This window comes from Blautia sp. LMAG:36 (assembly GCF_008680535.1).
Lineage (GTDB): Bacteria > Bacillota > Clostridia > Lachnospirales > Lachnospiraceae > Blautia_A > Blautia_A fusiformis.
In genome coordinates this window covers 312,354-326,988 of the sequence record NZ_NALB01000004.1, presented here as the reverse complement: position 1 = coordinate 326,988, position 14,635 = coordinate 312,354, and the positions used below count along the sequence as shown (strand labels likewise).

Here is a 14,635-nt window from a genome sequence, read left to right as displayed (position 1 = left end):
ATCATAAGCTTATGGATAAGGAAAGGGGGTTTTTTATTGCACAGAGAATTTTATACCCGGCTGATCAGCAGGGAGCATCCTCTGCCGGAAGCCTTTGTGCCGGAGCATCTCATCGATATCGGACTTCCATTTGAAGCAGCGCCGGGAGATTCGAAGCGGCTTCTGGAATACCAGGCTGCAAAAGCGGCTTCTCAGCTTTTTCATGCCTGTCACAGATGTGGTCTGAACCTGTGGGCAGTTTCCGGATATCGTTCCTACCAGCGACAGAAGGAGCTCTTTACGGAAAGCCCTTTTGTTGCCAGGCCAGGTACGAGCGAGCATCAGAGCGGACTTGCTCTGGATGTCTCCTGTCCTTCCATCCATATGGAGCTCTCCGAAAGGTTTTCCGCAACAGGAGAAGGCCGCTGGCTGAAAAAGAACGCTCCGCTCTATGGTTTCATCCTCCGGTATCCCAAAAACAGAGAGGAGATCACCGGCTTCCCTTACGAGCCCTGGCACATCCGCTATGTGACCAAACCTCTGGCTTCCTGGCTCACCATCACAAATCTGACTCTGGAAGAATACCACAGTTTTCCTTCCCGGTGCCCGCACCCTCCCTGATCTGCTGCCTCCTGGCATCTGCATCTGATGTTTATATCTTGATCTTCACACATTTTTCTGTACATCTGATGCACGTTTACTGCTCCATCTGTCTGCCAAGAAAACCGGCTGCTGTGCGGACAAGGGCACGTTCTGTGTCTCCCAGTGCTGTTTTTTCACTTTTAGTCAGAAGGATCACTGCTCCAATGGCGTCACTCGCACACAGGATCGGCTGTATCATTTTCTGGCAAAATGAATCCATAGCGTCGGAAATGAGTGATATATTTTCCCTGCTGTCCTGACTGACCATTCTGCCTTTCCTGCCGGCAATGACTGCATCCAGATCAGAACTGATCTCTTTTCCTTCCAGTTCCCGGCTTCCGCTGCCGCATGCCGCCACGACCTGATCACGATCTGTAATACAGGCAGTCAGTCCGGTAGTCTGTACCAGCGCTTCCGCATATTCCGCAGCAAACGTATTCAGCTCTCCAATGGGCGAATATTTTTTCAGGATGATCTGTCCTTCCCTGTCTGTAAAAATCTCCAGTGGCGTTCCTTCCTTGATCCGCAGTGTCTTTCGTATCTCTTTTGGAATCACAACCCTGCCCAGATCATCGATCCTGCGAACAATTCCCGTTGCTTTCATCTTCCTGAATTCCTCCTGTATTTTCTGTTCATTGTACGTCAATGTTATGTTAACTATTTGTTTTTCATATGGTTATTATGCGAAAAACTGGGAGAAATATGCATAAAAATCTCTTATTTATCTGTCGCAGGAGCCGCATTGTCGTATGCCTGCTGCAGAAATACTTCCTGAGAATTAAGCGGAGCATTATCGGATGGTTCGATCTTATAAATTCCCTTATTGTTCATGCTCCTTGCTTTTCGATTATCACTGAGCATTGTCACAAACATTTCCTGGATCTGCATACGGATATCCGGATCCTCGATAGGTGCCGCAACTTCTACACGACGAAGAGTATTTCTTGTCATAAAGTCCGCAGAGGAAATATAGATCCTTGCTCTCTCCTGTGTTCCGAAAATATAAATGCGGGAATGTTCCAGAAAACGTCCTACAATACTGATAATGTGGATATTTTCTGTCTGTCCCTTCACTCCCGGGATCAGACAGCAGATACCACGGATCACCATATCAATGTGTACTCCTGCACAGGATGCTTCTACAAGCTTGCTCATAATACGTTTATCTGTCAGAGAATTCATTTTCAAGCCAATATATGCCGGTTCTCCGGCCTTCGCATGCTCGATCTCCTCATCGATCATGGCAAGCACTTTGTTCTGAAGACATCTTGGTGCCACAAGAAGATACTCCATATCTTCAACGGTTTCTCCCATTGCCAGTGCCTGGAACACTCTGGCCGCCTCCATACCGATCTTCGGGTCCGCAGTCATCAGAGAAAGATCTGTATACAGACGAGCTGTTTTTTCATTGTAGTTTCCCGTTCCGATCTGTGTATAATATTCCACATTTCCATCTTTTTTCTTCATGATCTGGCAAAGCTTGGAATGTACCTTATAACCATCCAGACCGTAGATCACGTGACAGCCCGCATCCTCCAGGAGCCGGGACCATCCAATATTGTTTTCCTCATCAAAACGCGCCTTCAGCTCCACCAGAACGAAAACTTCCTTTCCGTTTTCTGCTGCTTCGATCAGAGCCTCCACAACCTTACTCTGTTTTGCCACACGGTAGAGTGTCATCTTAATGGAAACTACATCCTCATCATTGGCAGCCTCATGGAGCATTGTAAGAAACGGCTTGATGCTTTCATATGGATAGGAAAGAAAACGGTCCTTTTTCGCGATCTGGTCAAGGATCGGTTCGTGACTGTTAAACAGAGGCGATTTCTGAGGAATTCTTTTTTCATAAAAAAGCTCTGTTCTTTTTCTCAGGCCGTCCTGGATCTGGAATACAAAAGAAAGATCCAGCGGTATATCTCCCCGGAACACATAATTCTTGTCCACTTCCAGATACTCGCAAAGTGTTTCAACAACATCTCCGTCCATTTCTCTTGACAGCTCCAGACGGATCGGCGCCAGTTTCTTTCTTGCCTTGATCAGCTCTACCATAAACTCACGGTAATCCAGATCTTCATCATAAAGAGCATCTGCGTCAATATCCGCATTTCTGGTGATACGAAGCAGGGATTTTGCCTTGATGTGATAGCCCTTGAAGATTTTTGAAACAAAGTGAAGGATCAGCTCTTCAGACAGCATGTAGGTACCGGTTTTTCCCGGAACCGGGATCAGACGCTGGATACCTGCACTGCTGCACGGAATGATACCCAGCTTTTCTTTTCCTTTTTTTGTTTCCAGAACTACTACCGCATAGATCTCCTTATTCCGGAGAAATGGAAACGGCTGTCTTTTTCCGACGATAGACGGAGAAATAACCGGAGCAACCTCTGCTTCAAAATAGCGTTCCAGATAATTGCGATCCTCTTTTTCGATCTTATGGAAATTCAGCATATGTATGCCATATTGTTCCAGATTTTCCATGATTTCTTCATAAACCACATCTCTTTTCCGGTTCAGTTTTTTTGTTCTGGCAAGAATCGCATCCAGCTGTTCCTCCGGCGTCATATTGGTTTTATTTTCACGGATATCCTTTGCCAGAAGCATCTGATCCACCAGAGATCCCACACGTACCATATAAAATTCATCCAGGTTGCTCTGATAGATGGAAGCAAATGTGAGACGTTCACACAGCGGATTTTCCGGATTCTCAGCCTCCTCAAGTACCCTTTCATTAAACTTCAGCCAGGATAATTCCCTGTTCATGTATATTGTATCTGCCATTTTTTCCTCCTGCGTCGCCATATATTTTTCTTTTTCGGCCGACTTTATCTGTAATTATCCGTATCGTATCAAGCGAGCATTCAGATTTTGCCTGACTGCATGTTCATGAATGCCCTATCTTCGCGGTTTGCATACAAGTATACTGATCAAATGTTTATTCCATAACAAGGCTTTGTTAAATCCTGATAAAATTTTTTTCGAAAATAGGGGTTGCATTTTTGAATAATAGTGGTATAGTATTCGTATACTTGATATGTAGTTTTAAATACTACATGTTATTTTATCAGTTTCTACATTACTACATCGTAAACTGTCGCAATGATCCGTCATTGATGAACCGATCTTGAAGTTGTCCACATGATATAAACAGCAGATTTTTTTTGCAGGAGGTGTTTTTATATGAAATTTAAATTAAAAGATCCGGGAAGCGCCATAACCCACGGAATCGGCATGCTTCTTGCCGTGGTCGGAGCCACTCCGCTGATCGTGAAAGCGGCCAGAAGCGCAGATGTTCTCCATGTTTTTGCAGTAAGTGTTTTTATCCTTACCATGATCCTTCTTTACCTGGCAAGCACACTTTACCATTCCGTAAACTCCACAGCCAAGGTAAACCGCCGTCTAAAAAAAATGGATCACATGATGATCTTCGTGATGATCGCCGGCAGCTACACTCCTGTATGCCTGATCGTTCTCCACGGACGCACCGGCTATATCCTCTGTGCTCTCGTATGGACCGTTGCCATCATCGGAATGATCCTCAAGGGCTGCTGGATCAACTGCCCGAAATGGCTTTCCTCTGTGATCTACATTGGAATGGGCTGGCTGTGTGTACTTGCTTTTGTTCCGATCTTCCACAATCTGCCCCGTGCAGGCTTCGGATGGCTCCTTGCCGGCGGTATCATCTATACCATCGGCGGTGTGATCTATGCGCTGAAGCTTCCGATCTTCAATGCGAAGCATAAGAATTTCGGCTCCCACGAAGTATTTCATGTCTTTGTGATGCTGGGAAGTGTGTGCCATTTTGTTGTAATGTATTTCTTTGTAGCCGGTATGGCGATCCACTGAGTTACTCTGTGATCAGCTAGATAACAATCTCACCTTTCGGATACCTTAAAAACTTAAAGCCCCGGAACACGGACAGACCTCAGGAAGTCGAAGTTATAACTTCTCTGAAGCTGCCTCGTGTTCCGGGGCTTCTTATTATGCCTGATCCAGCCTGTGATCCCGATGATCTCAGCCGATGGTCAGTGTGGAAAGACCACTGCAGTTAAAATATGCAAATGCACCTATAGTCTGAACACTGTCCGCAATATCAAGCTTTACAAGCTTTTCGCAGTCTGCAAATGCATAGGCTCCGATGCTGGTAACGCCTTCCTCGATCCGGACCTCTGTTATCTGGTCACGGTATCCGTTCCAGGGGACTTCTTCCTCATTTTGCCATTCATTCATGGCTCCCTGTCCTGCGATCTCGAGAACTCCGTTTTCATCAAGGCTCCAGGATACAGTATTCTCCTCCGCTCCACAAAAACCGCTCTTTTCTTCTGCCGGATCGGTTTCTGTTTCCATATCTTCCGATGCTGCGTTCTCCTCAAATGCTGCTTCCGGCTGGTCTTCCTGATCATCCGGGAGCATTTCCTGCGGAATGTCCGCTTCTTCATTTTCTGGAAGCTCTGTTTCTTCCGGTATTTCTGATGTATCTTGTGTTTCCGGATCATCCGGTGTCTCTGAAACGTCCGATGCTGCCGGCAATGTATGGTTTTCATTGCTGTCCCCTGCATAAACCGGAAATGTCGCTGCCTTTGCCGCAGCAATGGTATCCCCGTAAAAGCTGTATTTACCGGAGCTCTCACCGGCTGCAACTGCCGTATAAAAATCCGCCATAAGCTCCTTAAAAGAAACTCCGGTTACTTTCTCCAGATATTGCTCACAGCTGAGAGAAGAAGCATCGATCGTATAAAACTTTGGAAGCACCTTCATAGGCTGATAGCTTCCTGCCATCCGGTCGATAACATATCTTACAAAAAGATACGGCATTCCATAGTCCTGTGCATTGTCATCCCGGTAATTCTCGTAGATCAGCGAAGCTCCTGAACGGATAGCCGTATTACTTCCAATACCATTCAGCCAGCCGCTGCTGTCCGTTCCTCCCCAGAGATAGTCCATGACGGCCACTGCAAGACCCTCATTCAGCCACGAATATCTGCCGGTACTCATAAATCCGGTTTTCAGCCAGAGGATTGCATGCTGTCCCTCATGAACAAGAAGGCCATTTCGCTTTGACATCTCCCCCGAAACATAAGAGGATGCTGACGGTGTGTTGATATGGATCGCTGTGATCCCCTCATCATACATATACATACCGCTGGCGCTGCTTAAAGACTCCAGCAGGATCGACAGCTTGCCTGAGCCATCCTGTGCCGGAAAATCACCTGCACAGAGCTGGTTAAGGATACGGTAAGGCTGACCATCGTAGACAGCTGCCATATCCGCAGCAATCAGAGATGTTTTCCCTGCGGTATCGTAATCTGCCTTCAGGGTCTCATCCATCCACACATAGCAGTGTTCCCCAACTCCGATGCATACATATGTTTTTCCATATGTATCATGGCCGTTAGTTCTATAGATGTACTTTTTTTCACCTACCTGATAGGTGGTCGCCGCAGCCTGTACAGCAGTCAGCATCGGTTGGTCATCCTGCATGTATGCCTGCAGCTGATCATCCTCCAAACTCTGTACCTGCCCCACATCTGCTGCCTCTCCCGCAGTTCCCTCTGTTGCCGCCTGCGCCGATGCATTGCTTCCACCCTGCACGACTGCATAATCTTCTGCTTCAGAGTCCGCCGCCTGTGCCGATGTCCCGTCAAACTGCAAGGTTCCCGTATTTCCGGGATTTGTGGTATCTGTGTTAATGATAACTGCATATTCCCCGGAAAATGTTTCTCCTGGCTTACCCTCCTGAACTGCTGCAAAAACCTCTGTTCCGCAAAATAACCCCAGAAACAGAAAACAGCACATAAGCCAGAGACAAAAATCTTTTGTCTTTTTCATCCTCTTTCCTTTCCTCTTCTCAGCTGACTGAGTTCTTTGATTTTTGTGTTTATTCTACCATGTTCACAATATTCGCACAATTCCAAATACTTGATTTTTATTATCATAAAGCGTCTTTTTCTGCCTCCGTTGCAGCTGTCCGCCTGCCGTGTATACAAAAAAAGAGCGAAAAGCTCTGGTATTGGTATCGTGCAGAACTTTTCGCTCTTATTGAACTACTCTTATTGATATTCAGCATGACTGCCTTCAGCTCCAGTGACGAGTCTGCATCCGGAATTGAAAAGATTTCCGACAGTTTCAAAACTTCATCAGCTCCAGCTTCTTCTCCCTGGTCAGCTGCTTGATCCGGTACTCCCGGCTCATGGCCTCCTCCTTTGTGGCAAAGCCTTCGTAATACACCAGCTTCACCGGCCTTTTGGCCCGGGTATATTTGGCGCCTGCTTTGCCTTCATTATGGGCTTTCATCCGCCTGACAAGGCAGTTTGTCCAGCCGGTGTAGAGCGTGCCATCCGCACACTGTACGATGTATGTATAGTTCATGTCCGTTTCCTCTTCTGTAAAAAATTTCGGCAATGTAATGCCAGTACACCAGTATATTTCCGGTAGTATCCTCGCAGATCGTTGTCATCCTGTAAGACCGATATCCCGGCAGCTGATATCCTTCCTTCTATGTAAAGACAGCCACCAGCATTTCTTCAGCAGCCATCCTTCTATACTCAAGCAGCCGGCACAATTCATGTATTTCACTTATAACAAAGATAAAGCAGGCTGGGATTCCGGCTGCGGATTTTCCCACCTGCTTTATTATACGGTCATTTCTTATTTCTGTGAATATGAAATTCACTGCATAGCTGCTCTATAGGTATTTGTATTCTGATCTTGCTGTATTTCACGATTAATAAGCTCTGCCTACTCCATCACATAATTCTTCAGCACATAAATCTTCCCATCACACTCCACAGCCTCCACCTTCACAGCCTGCTCCTGCGTTTCCGGATAATATCTGGAAGAGAAAACAACCTCTCCGCCATTCACATAGATTTCCACAGCTGTAGTATCCGCAAGAACTCTGATGCTTTCGATCCTACCGGACGGAACATGCGCTTTACGTACTTTACGTCCGGCACCGGCCTTCTCGGAGAGAGTTAAGATCATATCTCCGTCCTGATATTCCAGGAAGAGATTTTCCCCAAGGCTCACTTTACCCTGCTCACCTTTTACCTGAACATCCAGATCAAACGGTCCATTCACCGGAATCTCCGCACTGGAACCGCTGACAGAAACGCCAGCCCTTCTCAGCCCGTTCAGTTCTTCCGCTGGATACTGATAAAGCATTCCGTTTTTATACGTAACTTCCCTTGGAACAGTCAGGCAATGCTGCCAGCCTTCGCTCTCTGCTGTAGGATTCACATACTCCTCATCTGCATCCGGCATTCCCATCCAGCCGATCAGGATCCGTCTGCCCTTTCCATCCTGAAATGTCTGGGGTGCATAGAAATCAAAGCCGTGGTCCCATTCCCGGAAAGCTTTTTCCTCCGGCTTTCCATCCTTCAGGATAAAGTATCCGGACTGATAGATGTTCTGAAAACGGAACTCTTCTCTGGTCAGTCCCTGGGGAGATACAGAAAGCACCTCCTGTCCCTCAAGAGTGAAAAAATCCGGGCACTCCCACATGTATCCGAATGTCTTCTCCGTAGTAAGCTCACTGTCAAATTTCCAGTTCTTCAGATCTTCGGATCTGTAAAAAAGTACGGCGCCCTGGTCGCTTTTCTGACGGCCGCCAAGGATCATCCGGTACTCTTCCCCCTCCTTCCAGACCTTCGGGTCACGGATGTGGCAGGTGTAATTCTCCGGATAATCCTCACAGGAAACTGCAACCTCCTTTGTTCCGAAATGAAGGCCGTCCGCACTCTCCACATGAAGAGTGCTGGACTGTCTTCCGTTATTGATATAATCATAATCTCCATCCATCTTGATGTTTCCTGTGTAGAAAAGATGAAGCTTATCTTTCTCCGCAATGGCAGAGCCTGAGTAAACACCATGACAGTCATAAATGCTGTCCGGCAGAAGCGGAACCCCTTCATATCTCCAGCTGATCATATCTTCACTGGAGTAATGCCCCCAGAATTTCAGTCCACCGTTGGCCTCAAACGGAGAATACTGGAAAAACACATGATATCTTCCCTTGTACCAGCATAATCCGTTCGGGTCATTGAGCCATCCCACAGGCGGCATCAGATGATGGGTCAGACGGTTTGTCTGCATCGTCCTGGCAACTGCTACCGTTTCCTCGATTTTTCGCACTTCCTCTGCAAGGACCTTGGTCAGAGAACTCATTTTATTTTACCTCCAGTACTTCAGAACCATTATTTACTATTCCTTCTGCAAGCATTTTTACTTCTTCATAATCATCGGTATTGGTTACGATCAGCGGTGTGGTCACATCATAGCCGGCTGCCTTAATAGCATCCATATCAAAGGTGATCAGTGTCTGGCCTTTTTTGACCACGTCACCGTCCTTTACATGAGCGGTGTAGAATTTACCGCCAAGTTCAACGGTGTCAACGCCGATATGGATCAGCAGCTCCAGACCACTTTCTGTTGCAAGCCCGATGGCATGCTTTGTGTCAAAAATTGTAGAAACCGTAGCGTCACAGGGTGCTTTTACTTCACCTTTGGACGGAATCACTGCCATGCCCCTTCCAAGGACTTCAGATGCAAAGGTTGCATCCTTTACTTCTGAAAGCGGGATCGCAGTTCCCTCAAGCGGGCTGTAGAGGGTCTGTGCACCTGTCTCTGAAGTTTTCTCCTGGGCAATTTCTGCCGGAGCATCTGATTTTTTCTCTGCTTCAATATTTTTTTCAGCTGTTTCCTGTACCTCATCCTTATATCCGAACATCCAGGTAAGCACAAAAGCCACACCAAATGCGATGGCAAACATCAGGATATAACCAACTGGATTATTCAGGCACAGCAGGATTCCGAAGATACCGGTAACGCCTGTTCCTGTAGCACCAAGACTGGTGATGGAGGCAAAAAGTGCTCCGCATGCACCACCCAGGCAGCCCATGATAAACGGCTTTCCAAAGCGAAGATTTACACCGAAGATTGCCGGCTCTGTGATTCCCATGCATGCGCTTAAGGCAGAAGGAACAGCCATGGATTTGATCTTCTGATTTCTGGATTTCAGGCCTACAGCAAGAGCTGCACCACCCTGTGCAACGTTGGCTGCGGATGCAAGTGGCAGCCAGTAAGTAACGCCGAATTTGGCGATCTGTCCAAGGTCAATGATGGTGTACATGTGATGAACACCTGCAACAACTGTCGGTGCATAAAAAGCACCCATGATAAAGCTTCCGATTCCAAACGGCAGAGCGATGAGCCACTGGATTCCATCCAGAAGTCCGTTCTCAACAGCTACGAAGATCGGTCCGATAATGGAAAGTGTAAGATAACCAGTTACAAAAACACTGACAAGTGGTGTTACAAAAAGGTCGAACATTGCCGGTACAACTTTATGAAGTCTCTTCTCGATCTGTGCCAGTACCCATACTGCAATGATAACCGGGATTACATGTCCCTGATATCCGACCATGTCAATGGAGTAAAGTCCAAACCATACTTTCTGTGTTGCCTGTACGCCTTCTGTTGCGACGGTCCAAGCGTTCTGCAGATTCGGATGAATCATGATCATACCGATAACCGCGCCCAGGTAGGGGTTGGCGCCGAATACTTTCGCACCGCTGTAAGCGATGAGGATCGGCAGAAATGTATACGCTGTGTTACTGAAAAGCTGTGCAAATACATAAATGGAACCATTGGTGTTAATATTCAGGAAGCCGTTGTTTACCATGAAGTTCAGGGCTTCCATGATTCCCATCAAAAATCCGCTGGCTACGATAGCTGGGATGATCGGGACAAAAATATCTCCCAGTGTCTTGATCAGTCTCTGTATTGGATTAGCCTTGGATGCTGCCACCTTCTTAAGCTCATCCTTACTACTCTCTGATATTCCGGCGATCTGGATAAATTCATCATAAACCTTGTTTACAACTCCTGTTCCCAGGATGATCTGCATCTGTCCCTGTGCGAAAAACACGCCCTTCACACCGTCGATGTTCTCTACATATTCCTTATCCGCCTTGTCATTATCCGCAATGACCAGACGAAGCCTTGTTGCACAGTGCGCCGCGGAAATGATGTTTTCTTTCTTTCCTACATGATCATAGATTTCCTGTGCTGTCTTTCTGTAATCCATGTCCTTCCTCCTTTTCTGCTACTGTTCCCGGACAGTCATCTCTTTCTGCTTTCCCTTTCTTCGGATCAGATCTGTCTGTTCTTTCTTCAGCTTTCCGGGATTTATTATCTCTGATCCATTGTTTTTCATTTATTTATGAGATTGATTTCACACATCCATTCATACAAGGAACGGTAATCTTTCCATTTTTTTAAGTTTTTTGATGATTTTAGCACTTTTCAATGGTTTGTTTTATGTCGTTGCTTGTGTTCTTATGTGGAATCGTTCTCATATCTTACTTGTATTATAACTACTGCATTATTATTTGTAAATCCGCAACATCGCACAAATTTCTTCGGTCAAAATTGTACATATTCCATAAGAACAGATGCAAAACAGACAAACCAGTCAAGGTATCGCAGAAAAAATCTGGCATTTTTCTGTGTTTGCTCAGCCATAACACAGCACCACACAAAAAAGAAGCAGGTCTTTTTCTCCCAAAAGATCTGCTCCTGTTCCACAATAACTTATAATTTCTTCCTCTGTCTGCGAGGATATTCTCTGTTACCTGTGAGATTCCCGTTCCACAAGCTCACATCCCATTTTTATTTCCTTGCTGATCCCGGTATCGTTCTCAATAAGATCAGCCAGCATGGCTGCTGCCTCCATTCCGCTGGTCTTATAATAAAAATGTACCGTTGTCAGCTTCGGTTCCACGATCTTACCCGGAACTCCATCCCCAATCCCTGCGATCTGAACATCCTCGGGAATGCGAAGCCCGATCTCCTTCAAATAAGTCATGGCTCCCACCGCCATAGTATCCGTAGCACACACAAGAGAATCTATGGAAGGCTCCTCCTCAAAAAGCTCCTTCGCCATCTCATACCCGGAATCCATGGTAAAGCTTCCGATCTTCATCCTCTCCGGCACGACCTCCAGCTTAGCTTTATGGATAGCATCCATAAAACCCTTTTTCCTGCAGGCACCAACTGCCTCGTCCTTATCTGTAACGCCGATATAGGCAAACTTTTTCCCCTTCTCCGCCAGCTTCTCCGTGACCTGAAAAGCTGCTTTATGATCATCCTGATAAATACATGGATATCCGTCCAGATGCTGTCCCAGGATCACGATCGGTACCTTATAATCCTTCAGCATCTGTTTATGCTTTCTGGTAAACATGGTAGCAATAAAAACCACTCCGTCCACCTGACGTTCTTTAAACAGAGAAAGGTATTTCAGCTCTTCTTCCATATCATTATTGGTATTGGCCAGAATAAGCTGATATCCTCTCCGTGTAAGAATATCACTGATCCCTGTCACCTCACGGCTTATGGTATCTGAATTGATCTTTGGAAGGATGACACCGATGAGACTGGTTTTTTTGGTCCGCAGTGTCTGTGCCTGGGAGGATGGCTGATATCCTGTCTCCTGGATCACCCTGCGGATGACTTCCTTTTTTTCACTGCTGACATATCCATTATTCAGATATCTGGATACCGTAGCTCTGGAAACTCCGGCAAGCCTGGCTATTTCATTAATGTTCATAACTTATGTACCTCTTCTTTTGTCCTGTTATATCTGTCCTTGTATGCATATTTATAATATAAATTATACACGGTTTCTTTCCGGTAAAAAAGATTCTTTTCCTATGTAAATGGAAATTTTTATTACTGCTCACTCCGTTCTCACTAATACGCTTCACAACGCAGAGGATACGGGATGCATATATCTCCCATCCCGTATCCTCCATACTCTGTTTCTAAAAATCTCCCCGGCATATCTGTTTTTCGGTTTTCCCTGTCATTCCAGATATTCAAACGGATCTACCGGCACGCCATCCTTTTTCATTGCAAAATAAAGATTCGGGCCTTCTACAGAATAATATTTGGTAGGTGCGCTGATATTTCCGATCACTTCGCCCTCCTTTACTGTGTCACCTTCTGCCACAGTAAGGTCCTTCAGCTGCCCATATACTGCCTGATAACCATTTCCCAGCTCCATAGTCACAGTCGTTCCCGTACAGGCATCCTGTACAACAGAAAGCACCTGACCATCTGCCGCCGCATACACCGGCGCATCCTCCACTGCCTGCAAAGCAATGGCAGAGCTCACACGATACTGATCCAAAGTCGGATAATATACGGTTTCATCCATATTGTAATCCACAAGAACCGTTCCTCTGACCGGCCATTCCATAATAGAATCCTCCGTAAAATCCAAAGCCTGTGCCGCAATTCCGACAGCTGAGGTCTCTGCGGTATCTGTGGAAGCTCCAGCTCCGTTATTCACCGCTCCCTCTGCCGATGTATTTCCGGCATTATCTGCTGTATTTCCAGTGCCATCTGTGCGGCTTCTGTCTGCACCTGCCGCCGCAGACACGCTCCTATCATCCGTACCACTTCCATTATCTGCATCTGCCGCTGCATTTTCGGCTGTACCACTTCCTGCAGTCTCACGGATGCTTCCTGTCACTCCATCTGCTCCGGCTTCTGAAGCTCCTGACAGACCTGCTTCATCTCCGGTTTCTCCATCAGAGATCTCATCCTGTGCTACATCCTGCCAGCCATCTCCGGCAGCTGCCGCATCCTCTGCGTTTTCCCCGTCCGAAAGCTCCTCTTCCAGCCCGGTCTCTTCTACCTGTACAGAATTTTCCTCCTGGGGATTTTCTGCGATGGGCTTTGTTCCAAGCTGATAAACAGTAATCCCAAGTGCCGCCACTGCTGCCAGAACACCTCCGTTGATAATACCTCTCACAATTTTACTTTTCATATTCTTTCCACCTCTGTCTGATATGTTCATTTTCAGTAACAGAAAAAGCAGTAAAGCTGCCGTTTCGGTCACCATTTCTATATCTATAGAGTGTCCAGAATATGGCTGTCTATTCATTTTTTGAATATTTTTTTATCAGACGTTGCTTCGGATGCCTGACTTTCTTTAATCCTCAGCTTTCAGCTCCATCTCCGGAAAATATTTTTCCAGGATTTCCTCCGCACTGCTTCCGTTTTTTGCCATCTCATTTCCACCAAACTGGGAAAATCCCACACCATGACCGCTGCCACGCACTCGCAGATAATAAATATCATCCTTTTTCTTCAAACTGAAATTCGCGGATTCCAGTCCCATTCCCGCTGCAAAGCTTTCTCCCTCCAGGAGTGTTTCCCCAATCGTAAGCTCTGTCACATAACCGGCACTGTCCCGTTTTTTGATCTTCAGCTCCCCGGAAAGCTGCCCCGCAGGAATTTCCACGATTTTTATACGATCCGGAGATTTTTTGTCCGCACTGCTATCTGCCGATTTCAGATATGTATACGCCTCATCATGAAAAGCTTCTTCCCCGCTGCGGGTTTTCCCTGCGCTTCTCTTATGCCAGGGAGTCAGCCTCACTTTTCCTTCATATGTAAGTACCTGTCCATCCGTCTCTTTTACTGCCTGCTCATAGATCTGCCTTTTTTCTGCAAAAAAATATCTCCAGACTTCCTCTGTACTTCCGTTTTCCCTCAGGATCTCTGCCAGATTTTTCCCCTCGCCCAGCCACCTTTGAATATTCGACCGTGCGATCACAGTCTGCGCTTTTATGGTTTCTTTTTTCATATCCGGGGAAATCTGCGAAAAAACAATGACCGGGAGATATTCTTCCATATCCGGCACCCTCTCTGCCAGAACCCTCTCCGGTCCATTAATGGTTGCCGCCGAAAAATAAGGAAGAACAATTGCTAAAAACACCAGACAATATCGAAGAAGCGCATATTTTTTCATAAAAAGCACCATAAGCGTTCTTTTTCCTAATATATGTTCTTTTGCCAAAAATTATTATTTGCTGTATACTATAGCAGTTCTATGAATCAATGCATCAAAAAAAGTTATTCCGAACATGCTGCAGTAATTTATGGAAATGCTATGTATCAATCCAAAAAGTATCTGCAGCGATCAGTCCTGCTCACCGCTTATTGC

Annotated in this window: 11 protein-coding genes; 2 read left to right on the top strand and 9 right to left on the bottom strand. The window is 46.1% G+C overall.

Annotation, left to right across the window (positions count from 1 at the left end):
* Positions 1 to 36: 36 nt before the first annotated feature.
* Positions 37 to 600: a M15 family metallopeptidase gene (locus CCC17_RS05785; RefSeq protein WP_022426131.1), complete on the top strand. Its 564-nt coding sequence runs from the start codon at positions 37 to 39 to the stop codon at positions 598 to 600.
* Between the two features lie 76 nt (positions 601 to 676).
* Here CCC17_RS05785 and CCC17_RS05780 read toward each other — a convergent pair whose 3' ends face one another.
* Both CCC17_RS05780 and ppk1 read right to left on the bottom strand, forming a co-directional pair.
* The gene (locus tag CCC17_RS05780; protein WP_195657214.1) at positions 677 to 1,225 is read right to left on the bottom strand and encodes a stage V sporulation T C-terminal domain-containing protein; all 549 of its coding nucleotides are present in this window, start codon (positions 1,223 to 1,225) and stop codon (positions 677 to 679) included.
* A gap of 113 nt (positions 1,226 to 1,338) precedes the next feature.
* Positions 1,339 to 3,447, bottom strand: a complete 2,109-nt coding sequence (ppk1, locus tag CCC17_RS05775) for a polyphosphate kinase 1 (protein ID WP_278655240.1) — start codon at positions 3,445 to 3,447, stop codon at positions 1,339 to 1,341.
* A gap of 351 nt (positions 3,448 to 3,798) precedes the next feature.
* On the opposite strand from ppk1, the gene trhA reads away from it, so the two are divergent.
* Positions 3,799 to 4,464, top strand: coding sequence for a PAQR family membrane homeostasis protein TrhA (gene trhA, locus CCC17_RS05770; RefSeq protein ID WP_015526742.1), 666 nt, complete (start codon positions 3,799 to 3,801; stop codon positions 4,462 to 4,464).
* 168 nt (positions 4,465 to 4,632) lie between these two features.
* On the opposite strand, the gene CCC17_RS05765 is transcribed toward trhA, so the two are convergent.
* From CCC17_RS05765 to CCC17_RS05735, 7 genes are all read right to left on the bottom strand, one after another.
* Positions 4,633 to 6,447, bottom strand: a complete 1,815-nt coding sequence (locus CCC17_RS05765; protein ID WP_015526743.1) for a leucine-rich repeat domain-containing protein — start codon at positions 6,445 to 6,447, stop codon at positions 4,633 to 4,635.
* Positions 6,448 to 6,744: 297 nt separating this feature from the next.
* The gene (locus tag CCC17_RS05760) at positions 6,745 to 6,987 is read right to left on the bottom strand and encodes a GIY-YIG nuclease family protein (RefSeq protein ID WP_015526744.1); all 243 of its coding nucleotides are present in this window, start codon (positions 6,985 to 6,987) and stop codon (positions 6,745 to 6,747) included.
* Positions 6,988 to 7,356: 369 nt separating this feature from the next.
* Positions 7,357 to 8,784 (bottom strand): glycoside hydrolase family 32 protein, encoded by a 1,428-nt coding sequence (locus tag CCC17_RS05755; RefSeq protein WP_015526746.1) that lies wholly within the window; start codon positions 8,782 to 8,784, stop codon positions 7,357 to 7,359.
* A gap of 1 nt (position 8,785) precedes the next feature.
* Entirely contained in the window at positions 8,786 to 10,705 is a 1,920-nt protein-coding gene (locus CCC17_RS05750) for a PTS beta-glucoside transporter subunit IIBCA (protein ID WP_015526747.1), read from the bottom strand.
* A gap of 543 nt (positions 10,706 to 11,248) precedes the next feature.
* Positions 11,249 to 12,229: a LacI family DNA-binding transcriptional regulator gene (locus CCC17_RS05745; protein ID WP_287082695.1), complete on the bottom strand. Its 981-nt coding sequence runs from the start codon at positions 12,227 to 12,229 to the stop codon at positions 11,249 to 11,251.
* 255 nt (positions 12,230 to 12,484) lie between these two features.
* On the bottom strand, positions 12,485 to 13,453 hold the full coding sequence (locus CCC17_RS05740; protein ID WP_084449199.1) for a M23 family metallopeptidase: 969 nt from the start codon (positions 13,451 to 13,453) through the stop codon (positions 12,485 to 12,487).
* Between the two features lie 165 nt (positions 13,454 to 13,618).
* Entirely contained in the window at positions 13,619 to 14,488 is an 870-nt protein-coding gene (locus CCC17_RS05735; protein ID WP_156906942.1) for a SpoIID/LytB domain-containing protein, read from the bottom strand.
* Positions 14,489 to 14,635: the final 147 nt, after the last annotated feature.